Genomic DNA, 12,228 nt, shown 5'->3' on the forward strand with positions numbered 1-12,228 from the left:
AGGGGGTGCCGCCCTTTCTTCCGTCCAGACGAGAAGAGGTCCGCGCCGGCCTCAGTACGCGCTGTTGACGTTGTCCATCGAACCGTAGCGGTGCGCTGCGTAGTTGCAGGCGGCGGTGATGTTGGCGACCGGGTCGTAGATGTTCCACGACGTGCCCTCGACGTGGTACGCGTTGAAGGTCGGCGGGATGACCTGGAGCAGACCCTTGGACGGGATGCCGTTCTGGGCGTTGACGTCCCAGTTGTTGATGGCCATCGGGTTGCCGGAGGACTCCCGCATGATGTTGCGGTACAGGCCGTTGTACGAGCCCGGAATGCCCTTCTGCTTCATGATGTCGAGCGACTCGCGGATCCAGCCGTCGAGGTTGTTGGAGTAGCTCTTCGGGGCGGGGGCGGCCTGCTGGACCTGGGGGCGCTCGGCGGAACGGCTGGCGGCCTGCTGGACCGTGCGCTGCTGGGGCTGCGCGACGGCCTGCTGCGGGGCGGCCTTCTTGACGGCGGTCTCGGCGGCGGCCTTCTGCTTGGCGGCGATGGCCTCGGCCTTCAGCGAGGAGGCGGCAAGCTGGTCGGTGACGCTGGCCTTGATCTGCTTGGCCGGCTGGTTGCCGAGCTCCACCGGGGCCGACGCGACGGGGGCCGCGTGAACCGGGCTCTGTGCCTCACTGGGGACGGCGGTGACCGCGAGTGCGCAGCAGCCGAGGGCGGCCACACCGGCGGCCGAGAGCTTCTGGGCCTTGGTCAGGGCACGACTGTGAGCGCGGAGCGCGTTGATCTTGGGCATGGGCATACTGAGGGACCTCTTCGAATAGCGCGGAGGCCGCTCTGGTGCCGGCGGAAGACGGATGTTTCCAGCACAAGCGCCGCGGGTAGCAACCGCGGCGCCGAGCGACGGGAGTAATTCTTAGCTCCCGCAAAAAGGTCAGGCAAAGGTGTGACGTACGATCCTTGGTAGTAGACACAGGCAGGGCAAAACAGGGCAAACAGCCCCATCTGCCCCGTTCATTGCGGGCTTCTTTGTCTCCTATGTGGGGTCGTACGTGATGTGGGTCCTATGCGCGGCCTCACATCCACACCGCACGGATCTCACTATCAGTTGCTGAAGCAACGCTCTGCGTGAGGCGGCTCCTCCGGGAGGAGGAGGTGCGTGTCACCGAACTCGTGCCACAGGTAGAGCCCGGCCAGCGCCTCCTCGTAGCTGCGGTGGATCGCCGCCCGTCCCGCGACGGCCTCCAGCATCAGCAGATGCGACGCCTCCGGCTCGTGCAGCCCGGTCAGCAGCCCGTCGACCACCCGCACCCCGCGCTCGGGCGTCACCACCAGATCGGTCCAGCCCCGCCGCGGCCGTACGACACCGTCGTCGCCCGCCGCCGACTCCAGGGCCCGCACGGCCGTCGTCCCGACCGCGATCACCCGGCCGCCCCGCCGTCCGCCGTCACCGCCCCTCCCGGCAGCCGCCCCGCGCTCCCCGTATCCGGCTCGTACCGCGTTGATCAGCCGCGCCGACGCCTGCGGCACCGCGAAACGCTCCGGGTACGGCGGCTCGTGCGCCTCCGCCGACGCCACCCCGGTGTGCAGCGTGATCGGTGCGAACTGCACGCCCCGGCTCACCAGCTCCGCCACCAAGCGCGGGGTGAAGGGGCGCGCCGCGCTCGGCATCTCGGCGCTGCCCGCGCCGTCGGCGGACGGCAGCGCGAACACCGTCTGGTACACCGACAGCGGCTGGTCGCGCTCCGTGTAGGAGTAACGAATGGGGCGCCCGTGCCGGGCCAGCAGTCCCGCCACGTCCGGATCCGACGGCCGGGCCCACCACAACCGGTCGCCCCTCGGCGACAGGGGCTCCTCCAGAACCAGCCGTACGTCGTGCGGGAGGCGCACCTCCGTACCCGCGAGCACGCCCGCACGGACACCCGTATGTACACCCGCACGCGCGTGTACACCCGCACGCGCGCGCGTGGTACCCCGCCCGTCCGGATCCCGCAGCTCGACCGCCCACCGCCCGTCGTCCCCGCACGTCGAGAAGTGCACCACCACGCGCGCGTGCCCGACCGTGGCGTCCACCGCGGCCGCCAGCGTCGGCGATGTGTTGACGACCAGCACGTCCCCGGCCCGCAGCAGTCGCGGCAGCTCCACGAAGGCGTGGTGCGACACCTCGGTTCCGCGCGAGACCAGCAGCCGCACCGAGTCCCGGCCCAGCCCGGGCCCGCGCTGCTCGACCGGGACCCGTGCCGACAGCTCCTCGGGGACCTTCTCCCACCGGAGAACCCGCTCGGGCGGAACCCCCATCGCCGTGCTCACCGCTCCTCCAGCAGCGACGGCGCACCGTAGCGGCCGCTCACCGGCCGCTCGTCCAGCAGCCTGAGAAACGCGGGCACCACGTGCTCCGGCGCCGGCCGCGGACCGTCGTCGTCGGGTACGGCCGCCGTGTAGAGGTCCGTCGCCATGTCGCCGGGGTCGACCGCCCACACCCGCAGCCCCGGCTCCTCCACGCCGAGCACCGCCGCCAGCTGGTCGAGCGCCGCCTTGGACGCGCCGTACCCGCCCCACGTCACGTACGCCTCGGCCGCCGCGTCGGAACTGACGGCGATCACCGCGCCCGCGGCCGACGCCCGCAACAGCGGCAGCGCCTCCTGGACGAGACCCAGGGCGGCGACCACGTTCACCTCCAGCGCCCGCCGCAGCCCCTGCAGCCCCAGCGCCGCGAGCGGCACCAGCGGCTCCGCGCCCAGCGCGCTCGCGTTGTTGACCAGCAGATCGAGCCCGCCCATCTCGCGCGCCGCCGCCACGAGCCGGGCCCGGTGCCCCGCGTCCGTGACATCACCCGGGAGCGCCTCCACCCGCGTCCCGTGCGCCGACAGGGTCCCCGCAGTCTCCTCGAGGGCCGACGCGGTCCTGGCGTCCACCACCAGGTCCCAGCCGCGCTCCGCCAGGGCTGCGGCCAGCGCCCGTCCCAGCCCCTTGGAAGCACCCGTGATGATCGCAACCGGCATGTCCACCGTCTCCTCGTCCCTCGGCCGCCGGTGATCGGCGGTGACCTCACCGTAGGAACGGCACGACACCGGCCACCTCGGACGCGGGCCGCAAGGAAGCCGGGCCCTTCGGCCTAGGCCCACCGGTGTAGAAGGGGGCGGCCACCGGTCGGATCCGCCCTGACAGACCCCGCCGGTACGGTGAGTTCATGAGCCATGGACCCCGGTCGGGCCTGTATGCGGTGAGCTCCGCGCTGCTGGCCATGAGCAGACACCTGGAGGTGCGCGACGTCCTCAAGACGATCGTCGCCTCGGCCCGCGAGCTGCTCGACGCGGAGTACGCGGCCCTCGGCGTCCCGGACGACCACGGCGGCTTCGCCCAGTTCGTCGTGGACGGAGTCACCGACGAGCAGTGGAAGGCCATCGGCCCGCTCCCGCGCCAGCACGGCATCCTGGCCGCGATGCTGCACGAGGCGAAGCCGGAGCGGCTCGCCGACGTCCGAAAGGACCCGCGCTTCGAAGGCTGGCCCAGCGCCCACCCGCAGATGTCCGACTTCCTGGGCCTGCCCATCCGCGACGGCGACGAGATCATCGGCGCGCTCTTCCTGGCCAACAAGAAGTGCTCGAAAGAGGGGGGTGGCTGCGGCTTCACCGAGGACGACGAGGAACTGCTCTCGATCCTCGCCCAGCACGCCGCGATCGCCCTGACCAACGCCCGTCTGTACGAGCGCAGCCGGGAACTGACCATCGCTGAGGAGCGCTCGCGGCTGGCCCACGAGCTGCATGACGCGGTCAGCCAGAAACTCTTCTCCCTGCGGCTCACCGCCCAGGCGGCGGCAGCCCTGGTCGACCGTGACCCGGGCCGCGCCAAGGGAGAGCTGCAACAGGTGGCGGCGCTGGCCGCCGAGGCCGCCGACGAACTGCGCGCCGCCGTGGTCGAACTGCGCCCCGCGGCGCTCGACGAGGACGGCCTGGTCAACACCCTGCGCACCCAGGTCCAGGTCCTCGACCGGGCCCACAGCGCGCGCGTGACCTTCACCAGCCTGGGCGTCCGCGCCCTGCCGGCCGCCCAGGAGGAGGCGCTGCTGCGTGTCGCCCAGGAGGCGCTGCACAACGCCCTGCGGCACTCCGGCGCCGGGCGGGTAGGGGTCATCCTGGAAAGGCGCGGACCGGGCGCCGTCCTGCGCGTCATGGACGACGGCAGCGGGTTCGAGCCCCAGGCGGTGCGCCGGGCGGGGCGCCACCTCGGCCTGGTCTCCATGCGCGACCGGGCCGGCGGGGTCGGCGGGGTGCTGACCGTGGAATCGGCGCCTGGGAAGGGCACCACGATCCAGATGGAGGTCCCTGGTGGCTGACGCAATCAAGGTGCTGCTCGTCGACGACCACCAGGTCGTCCGTCGCGGACTGCGTACCTTCCTCGAGGTGCAGGACGACATCGAGGTCGTCGGAGAGGCCTCGGACGGCGCCGAAGGGGTCGCCCGGGCCCAGGAGCTGGCACCCGACGTCGTCCTCATGGACGTCAAGATGCCGGGGATGGACGGCATCGACGCGCTCCGCAGGCTCCGCGAGCTCGACCATCCCGCGCGCGTCCTCATCGTGACCAGCTTCACCGAGCAGCGCACAGTGGTCCCGGCCCTGCGCGCCGGCGCCGCCGGTTATGTGTACAAGGACGTGGACCCCGACGCCCTTGCCGGAGCCATCCGGTCGGTGCACGCGGGGCACATCCTCCTCCAGGCGGAGGTCGCCGGCGCGCTGCTGTCCCAGGATGAGACCAACTCCGGCCAGGGCAGAGGCGGTTCGCTCACCGAGCGGGAGCGCGAGGTGCTGACCCTGATCGCCGACGGCCGGTCCAACCGGGAGATCGCCCGCGCGCTGGTGCTGTCGGAGAAGACGGTCAAGACCCATGTCTCCAACATCCTGATGAAGCTGGACCTGGCGGACCGTACCCAGGCCGCGCTCTGGGCGGTACGGCATGGTGTTAACGGTTGAGCGGATCTTCATACCGTCGGGTGTATGTCCTCCAGGTGGCGCATCCTCCATCGATCCCGGCCGTTCTCCAAGGCGTGCAGCGGCGCCTGCCGCAGTGATCGCAAGGAGAGGGCTCAGAAGTGAAGAACCTGAAGAAGGCCGCAGCCGTCACCGTGATGGCCGGTGGACTGATCGCCGCCGGTGCCGGCCTCGCCTCCGCCCACGAGGCGCACGCCGACGGACGGGCCGCGGGTTCCCCGGGCGTCGTGTCGGGCAACGTCATCCAGGCTCCGGTCCACGTCCCCGTCAACGCGGTCGGCAACACCGTGAACGTGGTCGGCCTCCTGAACCCGGCCTTCGGCAACCTCGGCCTCAACCACTGAGGCCGGCAAGGTCTGCTCCTGCCACCGGCCTCCCGGGAGTTCCCGGGAGGCCGGTCGGCGCGGCAACGGCCACATCAGCCCACCGGATCACCGCGTCTCCCGCTGCTCCACCATCGAGTTGTACGCCGCCACCTGCGCCCGCCGGGCCGTCCGCTCCACCGGTCGCAGCGCCTGCGCCCGCGCAGCCATCTCCGCGGCGCTCACCGCGCCCCCGTGCCCGTTCTCGTACGCGACCGAGATGAGCAGCCCCACCCGCTGGGCCAGTTCCAGCACCCGAACCGCCCGCGGCGGATACCCCGGCGCCAGGACCTCCCGCCCCCGCTCGGCGCGCGCCCGGTACGCGTCGATCGCCGCCTCCGCCACCGGCCCCGACCCCGCCACGTCCAGCCGCGACAACACCTCCGTCGCCTCGCGCAGCGCCTCCGCCAGCTCCCGCTCGGCCTCCCCGAGCGAAGGCACATCGGCAGGCGGCGCCTCCCGCACCGGCAGACACTGCCAGACGACTTCGACGTGCACATCGCCGTCCGGCCCCGCCTCGTAGACCTCCGGCACGAGCCCGAACGCGGCTCCGTGACAGACCACCGCCTCCTCGGCTCCCAGCGCCCGCGCATTGAACTCCGGCGGACCGCTCAGCCCCAGCGGATGCCCCGGCACGGGCAGGGCCACCCGCAGCCCGGTCACCCCGAGCGTCCGCAGCCGCCCCAGCGCGAGCGTGAGACCGACGGGGGCCGGCTCATCCGGCAGTCCCTCCACCCGGTGCACCGCATCCTCGCCGACGATGGCGGACGCGGCGTCGTCCGGCGAAACAAACCCGGCCAAAAGGGCATTTCCCCATGCGGCCAGTCGACCTGAGCGTGGTTCCGAGAGCATGCCTCCCACCCTACGGACCGGACCTATGGAATCGACCGGGCGACCGGTGGCGTAGATTTCATGGGGGCCCCGCCCACCGGCGTGGCGGACCACGCCCACAGGCGTACGCGAGAGCCGACACCGGCCACACTGCAAGGGGAGACAACGCGCTCATGAGCGATGTTCTGGAGCTGGAGGACGTATCCGTGGTCCGTGAGGGCCGGGCTCTCGTGGACCAGGTCTCCTGGTCGGTCAAGGAGGGCGAGCGCTGGGTCATCCTCGGCCCCAACGGTGCCGGGAAGACCACCCTCCTGAACGTCGCCTCCAGCTACCTCTACCCGACCAAGGGCACCGCCACCATCCTCGGCGAGACCCTCGGCAGGCCCGGCACCGACGTCTTCGAACTGCGCCCGCGCATCGGCATGGCCGGCATCGCCATGACCGAGAAACTCCCCAAGCGCCAGACCGTCCTGCAGACCGTGCTGACCGCCGCGTACGGCATGACGGCCGGCTGGCAGGAGGAGTACGAGGACATCGACGAACAGCGGGCCCGCGCCTTCCTCGACCGCCTCGGCATGAGCGAGTACCTGGACCGGAAGTTCGGCACCCTCTCCGAGGGCGAGCGCAAGCGCACCCTCATCGCCCGCGCCCTGATGTCCGACCCCGAGCTGCTGCTCCTCGACGAGCCCGCGGCCGGCCTCGACCTCGGCGGCCGCGAGGACCTCGTACGCCGTCTCGGCCGCCTCGCCAGGGACCCGATCGCCCCCTCCATGATCATGGTCACCCACCATGTCGAGGAGATCGCCCCCGGCTTCACCCACGTCCTGATGATCCGGCAGGGCAAGGTGCTCGCCGCGGGGCCGCTGGAGCTGGAACTGACCTCGCGCAACCTCTCCCTCTGCTTCGGCCTCCCGCTCGTGGTGGAACAGGTCGGCGAGCGCTGGACCGCTCACGGGCTGCCCCTGTCCTGACCCCGAAGCCCCTGGCGGAAAGCCCTGCGCCCCGGACGGCGCCCTGTCCGCGACCGGACCCCGGCCCTACCATGACGACGTGGACATCGACGCGTGGGTGTGGTGGCTGGTCGGCGCGGCGGGGCTCGGCATCGGGCTCGTGATCACCGCGATGCCGGAGCTCGGGATGCTCGCGGTGGGCGCCGCCGCGGCCGCCGTGGTCGATGCCCTGGGCGGCGACGCCGTGCTCCAAGTCGTGGTCTTCGCCGCCGTGTCCGTCGCACTGATCGCCGTGGTCCGGCCCATCGCCGCCCGGCACGGCGCGCAACGGCCCGGACTCGCCACCGGCATCGACGCGCTGAAGGGCAGACAGGCCGTCGTCCTCGAACGCGTCGACGGCAACGGCGGCCGGATCAAGCTCGCCGGGGAGGTCTGGTCGGCGCGCTCCCTCAACACCGAACTCACCTATGACGTCGGCCAGGAAGTGGACGTCGTGGACATCGACGGAGCCACCGCGATCGTGATGTGACCTCGTAGGACGTAAGTCGACCGAACAGCCCACGAGGCAGGCGACGGTCTGCCAGACTCGTCCAGCAAGATCTTCGACAACCATAAGATCTTCCACAGGCGCCGAGGCGGAGAAGGGTACGGGGAACCACGATGGAACCGATCATCATCGTCCTGATCATTCTGGTGGTGTTGGTCTTCATCGCCCTGATCAAGACGATCCAGGTCATCCCACAGGCGAGCGCGGCCATCGTCGAGCGCTTCGGCCGCTACACACGCACGCTGAACGCGGGCCTGAACATCGTGGTCCCGTTCATAGACTCCATCCGCAACCGCATCGACCTGCGCGAGCAGGTGGTGCCGTTCCCGCCGCAACCGGTGATCACCCAGGACAACCTGGTCGTCAACATCGACACCGTCATCTATTACCAGGTGACCGACGCCCGGGCCGCGACCTACGAGGTCGCCAGCTACATCCAGGCCATCGAGCAGCTCACCGTCACCACGCTCCGCAACATCATCGGCGGCATGGACCTGGAGCGCACCCTGACCTCCCGCGAGGAGATCAACGCGGCCCTGCGCGGCGTGCTCGACGAGGCCACCGGCAAGTGGGGCATCCGCGTCAACCGCGTCGAGCTGAAGGCCATCGAGCCCCCGACCTCCATCCAGGACTCGATGGAGAAGCAGATGCGCGCCGACCGTGACAAGCGCGCCGCGATCCTCACCGCGGAAGGTACGCGGCAGGCCGCCATCCTCACCGCCGAGGGCGAGAAGCAGTCCCAGATCCTGCGCGCCGAGGGTGAGGCCAAGGCCGCCGCCCTGCGGGCCGAGGGCGAGGCCCAGGCCGTCCGCACGGTCTTCGAAGCGATCCACGCCGGTGACCCCGACCAGAAGCTGCTCTCCTACCAGTACCTCCAGATGCTCCCGAAGATCGCCGAGGGCGACGCCAACAAGCTCTGGATCGTCCCCAGCGAGATCGGCGACGCCCTGAAGGGCCTCTCCGGCGCCATGGGCAACTTCGGCCCCCTGGGCGGCGGTTCCGGCAGCGGCGGCTCCTCCGGAGCGTCCGGCAGCGCCGGTTCGGGCACAGCGGCCGAGCGCCGCGAGAAGCCGTCCATCGACTGACCCGACCGACGTCGTACGACACCGGGGCCCGCCTCCCGACGGAGGCGGGCCCCGGTCCACATCCCATGACGCGGCGCACATCCATGACTCCAGGGCCGCACCGCTCCCTAGTGCCGGGGCCTAGGCCGCAGACTGCCCCAGCCACTCCGGCAGCGCCTCGAACTCGCCCTGCCCGAGCGCCAGCAGCATCGCGTCCGCCGGCGTCGGCTCGAACGGCTGCCGCAGCAACGGCATCCCCGCCTCCTCAGGCGTGCGGTTCGCCTTGCGGTGGTTGTCCTCGGCACAGGAGGCCACCGTGTTCAGCCAGGTGTCGCCACCACCCTGCGACCGCGGCACCACATGGTCCACGGTCGTCGCCCGCCGCCCGCAGTACGCGCACCTGTGCCGGTCCCGCACCAGAACACCCCGCCTCGACCACGGAGCTTGTCTTCGGAAAGGCACGCGTACGTATCTGCAGAGCCTGATGATCTGGGGCGCGGGTATGTCCACATCGGCGCCCCGCATACGGAGTTCCGGGTGGGCCTGCTCGACCACGGCCTTGTCCTGCAACACCAGAACGACGGCTCGGTTCAGCGTCACCGTCGAGAGCGGCTCGAAGCTCGCGTTCAGCACCAGCGTGTCACGCATCCAGCCCACCTCCTGTGTGCACCCGCCCACCCCCTGGCGGGCTTGGATCAACTCTGGACGTGCACGCCGAGATGGACAACGAAATAAAAAATGCCCGCCTCCGATCACTTCCAAGACCAGAGGCGGGCAAACGTTCAATGAACGTCAGTCTTCGGTGGGTGTGTCAGCTCTCGGCCGGGTTCTCGTACTCACCGATGAGCTGGGCACGTGCCAGCGTGTGGAACCGCAGATTGAAGCCGACCACCGCCGGAGAGGCGTCCGAGTCCGGACCCAGCTTCTCCTGGTCGACGGCGTACACCGTGAAGACATAGCGGTGCGGCCCGTCTCCGGGCGGCGGCGCGGCACCGCCGAAGTCCTTCGTCCCGTAGTCGTTGCGCGCGTGCACCGCACCCGTGGGCAGCCCCTCGAACTTGCCGCTGCCCGCGCCCGCCGGCAGCTCGGTGACCGACGCCGGGATGTCGAACAGGACCCAGTGCCAGAACCCGCTCCCCGTCGGGGCGTCCGGGTCGTAGCAGGTCACGGCGAAGCTCTTGGTCTCCGGCGGGAAGCCCTCCCATCGCAGCTGCGGCGAAGTGTTCCCGGCCGCATGGACCTGAGCGTGCTTGAGGGTGGCCCCCGGCTCGATGTCCTCGCTCGTCACCGTGAACGACGGCACGGGCGGATGGAAGTCATGCGGCAGGGGACGCCTGTTCAGCTCGGTCACCTCGGCACCTCCGAATCAGTTGATCAACGGTTCCGCTTGATCCAGAGCCTAGAACCAGCTGCGCCTGCTGCCGACCTCCGACAGCCACTGGTGCAGGTAGGCGGCCCAATCCGTGCCCTGATAGTCATGCAGACCCACCTGGAAGGCGCGGTAGGAGTCGCTGCCCTCACTGAACAGACCCGGCTTCTTGTCCATCTCCAGGATGACGTCCATCTCCCGGTCGTCAGCGACGAAGCTCAGCTCGACCTGGTTCAGACCCCGGTACTGCGAGGGCGGGAAGAACTCGATCTCCTGGTAGAACGGCAGCTTCTGCCGCGTACCCCGGATGCGGCCGCGCTCCATGTCCGCGTTCTTGAAGCGGAAGCCCAGCTGGATGAACGCGTCCAGGATCGCCTTCTGCGCCGGCAGCGGATGCACGTTGATCGGGTCCAGGTCCCCGGAGTCCACCGCACGCGCGATCTCCAGCTCCGTGGTCACCCCGATGTGCATCCCGCGCAGCGCCTGTCCGTCGATCATGGTGATCGGCGTCTCCCAGGGGATCTCCAGCCCGAACGGCACGGCGTGCACGGCGCCCGCCTGGAGCTCGAAGGCACCACCCAGCCGCACCTTGGTGAACTCGATGTCCTGCTTGTACTCCGTGTCGTCGTGCCCCTCGACCTCGACCTTGGCCTGGAGCCCGACGTTCAGACCCTCGATCGACTGGTTCACGGATCCGCCCTGGATCCGCACCTCACCCTGGACCACACCACCAGGCACCGCATTGCCCTCGGTCAGCACCGTCTCGACCGACGCCCCGCCGGCACCCAGGCTCGCGAGCAGCCGCTTGAACCCCATGAAACTTCCCTCCCAGGCGACGCCTGTTCCACCGCCCCGCCTCTTGCACGCGTACGCGGATCCTTGATCCCTACAAACGCGATCCGGCCCCGGGCCGGTTCCGCGCCCCCACCCTTCCAAGGGCGAGGACCCTTGACCACCCTTTGCCAGGCACCCATCTGGACTACGCTCGTACGCCATGATCGCGACCTCCGACCGTACGCCCCTCCCCAGGAACTTCTTCGACCGGCCTGTACTGGAGGTCGCCCCCGACCTGCTGGGGCGCGTCCTCGTCCGCACCACCCCGGACGGTCCGATCGAACTGCGCCTCACGGAGGTCGAGGCCTACGACGGCCCGAACGACCCCGGCTCCCACGCGTACCGTGGCCGCACGGCCCGCAACGATGTGATGTTCGGTCCGCCCGGCCATGTGTACGTCTACTTCACCTACGGCATGTGGCACTGCATGAACCTGGTGTGCGGCCCGGAGGGCAGGGCGAGCGCCGTCCTGCTCCGTGCCGGGGAGATCACCGAGGGCGCCGAGCTAGCCCGTCAGCGACGACTCTCGGCCCGCAATGACAAGGAACTGGCCAAAGGCCCTGCGCGCCTGGCGACCGCCCTCGGTGTGGACCGCGCACTCGACGGCACGGACGCGTGCGCGGTGGGAGAGACCCCGCTGCGGATGCTGACGGGCACGTCGGTGCCCTCCGACCAGGTACGCAGCGGCCCTCGCACCGGTGTGGCCGGAGACGGTGCGATCCATCCATGGCGCTTCTGGATCGCCCACGACCCGACGGTGAGCCCCTATCGGGCCCACACGCCCCGCCGGCGCCGAAGTTGACGCGCCCCCGCGAGATGCGTAATGTAGCCCGAGCCGCTTGAACCGGGTACGGCGTTCAGCCAGCAGCCGGAAGCGGCCAACCCACTACTCACGTCATCCCTCGCAGAGGGCGAATTTGGTGTGCCTGCACATCCGAATTCAAACTCGCGGAACTCGATTATGAGTCGCGACGGGAATCGGCTAACGTAGTGAATGCCGAAAGGCCGGGGGCCGGAAAGCCCGAGGCCCAAGGCAAATCCCGCCGACCGGGAATCGGATCCAGAAGGACCTGGTAGAGTCGGGAAAGCCGGAAAGGGAAACGCGAAAGCGCGGGAACCTGGAAAGCGCCGAGGAAATCGGATCGGGAAGATCTGATAGAGTCGGAATCACCGAAGGGAAGCGCCCGGAGGAAAGCCTGAGAGAGTCTCTCGGGTGAGTACGAAGGAAGCGTCCGTTCCTTGAGAACTCAACAGCGTGCCAAAAGTCAACGCCAGATATGTTGATACCCCGTCCGTCGG

At 70.0% G+C, this 12,228-nt stretch carries 14 protein-coding genes; 7 read left to right on the forward strand and 7 right to left on the reverse strand.

Annotation, left to right across the window (positions count from 1 at the left end; all coding sequences use genetic code 11):
- Nucleotides 1-51: 51 nt before the first annotated feature.
- The 3 genes from ABZ823_RS13350 to ABZ823_RS13360 all read right to left on the reverse strand — a co-directional run bounded on the left by ABZ823_RS13350 (nucleotide 52) and on the right by ABZ823_RS13360 (nucleotide 2,986).
- The gene (locus tag ABZ823_RS13350; protein WP_361658154.1) at nucleotides 52-780 is read right to left on the reverse strand and encodes a transglycosylase SLT domain-containing protein; all 729 of its coding nucleotides are present in this window, start codon (nucleotides 778-780) and stop codon (nucleotides 52-54) included.
- A 308-nt stretch (nucleotides 781-1,088) separates the two neighbouring features.
- Nucleotides 1,089-2,282, reverse strand: coding sequence for an S-adenosylmethionine:tRNA ribosyltransferase-isomerase (locus ABZ823_RS13355; protein ID WP_361658221.1), 1,194 nt, complete (start codon nucleotides 2,280-2,282; stop codon nucleotides 1,089-1,091).
- Nucleotides 2,283-2,290: 8 nt separating this feature from the next.
- On the reverse strand, nucleotides 2,291-2,986 hold the full coding sequence (locus tag ABZ823_RS13360; RefSeq protein WP_361658157.1) for an SDR family NAD(P)-dependent oxidoreductase: 696 nt from the start codon (nucleotides 2,984-2,986) through the stop codon (nucleotides 2,291-2,293).
- A gap of 188 nt (nucleotides 2,987-3,174) precedes the next feature.
- Here ABZ823_RS13360 and ABZ823_RS13365 point away from each other — a divergent pair, with 188 nt between their 5' ends.
- The 3 genes from ABZ823_RS13365 (at nucleotide 3,175) to ABZ823_RS13375 (ending at nucleotide 5,316) form a co-directional block, all read left to right on the forward strand.
- Nucleotides 3,175-4,320: a GAF domain-containing sensor histidine kinase gene (locus tag ABZ823_RS13365; RefSeq protein ID WP_361658160.1), complete on the forward strand. Its 1,146-nt coding sequence runs from the start codon at nucleotides 3,175-3,177 to the stop codon at nucleotides 4,318-4,320.
- Nucleotides 4,313-4,954: a response regulator transcription factor gene (locus ABZ823_RS13370; RefSeq protein WP_361658163.1), complete on the forward strand. Its 642-nt coding sequence runs from the start codon at nucleotides 4,313-4,315 to the stop codon at nucleotides 4,952-4,954. The genes ABZ823_RS13365 and ABZ823_RS13370 overlap by 8 nt, the downstream gene beginning before the upstream one ends.
- Before the next feature lie 119 nt (nucleotides 4,955-5,073).
- The gene (locus ABZ823_RS13375) at nucleotides 5,074-5,316 is read left to right on the forward strand and encodes a chaplin (RefSeq protein ID WP_361658166.1); all 243 of its coding nucleotides are present in this window, start codon (nucleotides 5,074-5,076) and stop codon (nucleotides 5,314-5,316) included.
- Between the two features lie 87 nt (nucleotides 5,317-5,403).
- Here ABZ823_RS13375 and ABZ823_RS13380 read toward each other — a convergent pair whose 3' ends face one another.
- Nucleotides 5,404-6,186, reverse strand: a complete 783-nt coding sequence (locus ABZ823_RS13380) for a hypothetical protein (RefSeq protein ID WP_361658168.1) — start codon at nucleotides 6,184-6,186, stop codon at nucleotides 5,404-5,406.
- 152 nt (nucleotides 6,187-6,338) lie between these two features.
- Here ABZ823_RS13380 and ABZ823_RS13385 point away from each other — a divergent pair, with 152 nt between their 5' ends.
- From ABZ823_RS13385 to ABZ823_RS13395, 3 genes are all read left to right on the forward strand, one after another.
- Nucleotides 6,339-7,136, forward strand: a complete 798-nt coding sequence (locus ABZ823_RS13385) for an ABC transporter ATP-binding protein (RefSeq protein WP_361658171.1) — start codon at nucleotides 6,339-6,341, stop codon at nucleotides 7,134-7,136.
- Nucleotides 7,137-7,215: 79 nt separating this feature from the next.
- Entirely contained in the window at nucleotides 7,216-7,644 is a 429-nt protein-coding gene (locus ABZ823_RS13390) for an NfeD family protein (protein ID WP_361658174.1), read from the forward strand.
- A gap of 131 nt (nucleotides 7,645-7,775) precedes the next feature.
- Nucleotides 7,776-8,747, forward strand: a complete 972-nt coding sequence (locus ABZ823_RS13395) for an SPFH domain-containing protein (RefSeq protein ID WP_361658176.1) — start codon at nucleotides 7,776-7,778, stop codon at nucleotides 8,745-8,747.
- Between the two features lie 120 nt (nucleotides 8,748-8,867).
- Here ABZ823_RS13395 and ABZ823_RS13400 read toward each other — a convergent pair whose 3' ends face one another.
- The 3 genes from ABZ823_RS13400 to ABZ823_RS13410 all read right to left on the reverse strand — a co-directional run bounded on the left by ABZ823_RS13400 (nucleotide 8,868) and on the right by ABZ823_RS13410 (nucleotide 10,911).
- Entirely contained in the window at nucleotides 8,868-9,374 is a 507-nt protein-coding gene (locus ABZ823_RS13400; RefSeq protein WP_361658179.1) for an HNH endonuclease, read from the reverse strand.
- Nucleotides 9,375-9,537: 163 nt separating this feature from the next.
- Nucleotides 9,538-10,077, reverse strand: a complete 540-nt coding sequence (locus ABZ823_RS13405) for a YbhB/YbcL family Raf kinase inhibitor-like protein (RefSeq protein WP_361658182.1) — start codon at nucleotides 10,075-10,077, stop codon at nucleotides 9,538-9,540.
- Nucleotides 10,078-10,125: 48 nt separating this feature from the next.
- Complete coding sequence (locus ABZ823_RS13410; RefSeq protein ID WP_361658184.1) at nucleotides 10,126-10,911, reverse strand: sporulation protein; 786 nt, start codon at nucleotides 10,909-10,911, stop codon at nucleotides 10,126-10,128.
- Between the two features lie 178 nt (nucleotides 10,912-11,089).
- Between ABZ823_RS13410 and ABZ823_RS13415 the strand changes: the two genes are divergently transcribed.
- Nucleotides 11,090-11,731 (forward strand): DNA-3-methyladenine glycosylase, encoded by a 642-nt coding sequence (locus ABZ823_RS13415; protein WP_361658186.1) that lies wholly within the window; start codon nucleotides 11,090-11,092, stop codon nucleotides 11,729-11,731.
- Nucleotides 11,732-12,228: the final 497 nt, after the last annotated feature.

Source organism: Streptomyces sp. NPDC047079 (assembly GCF_040643755.1).
Lineage (GTDB): Bacteria > Actinomycetota > Actinomycetes > Streptomycetales > Streptomycetaceae > Streptomyces.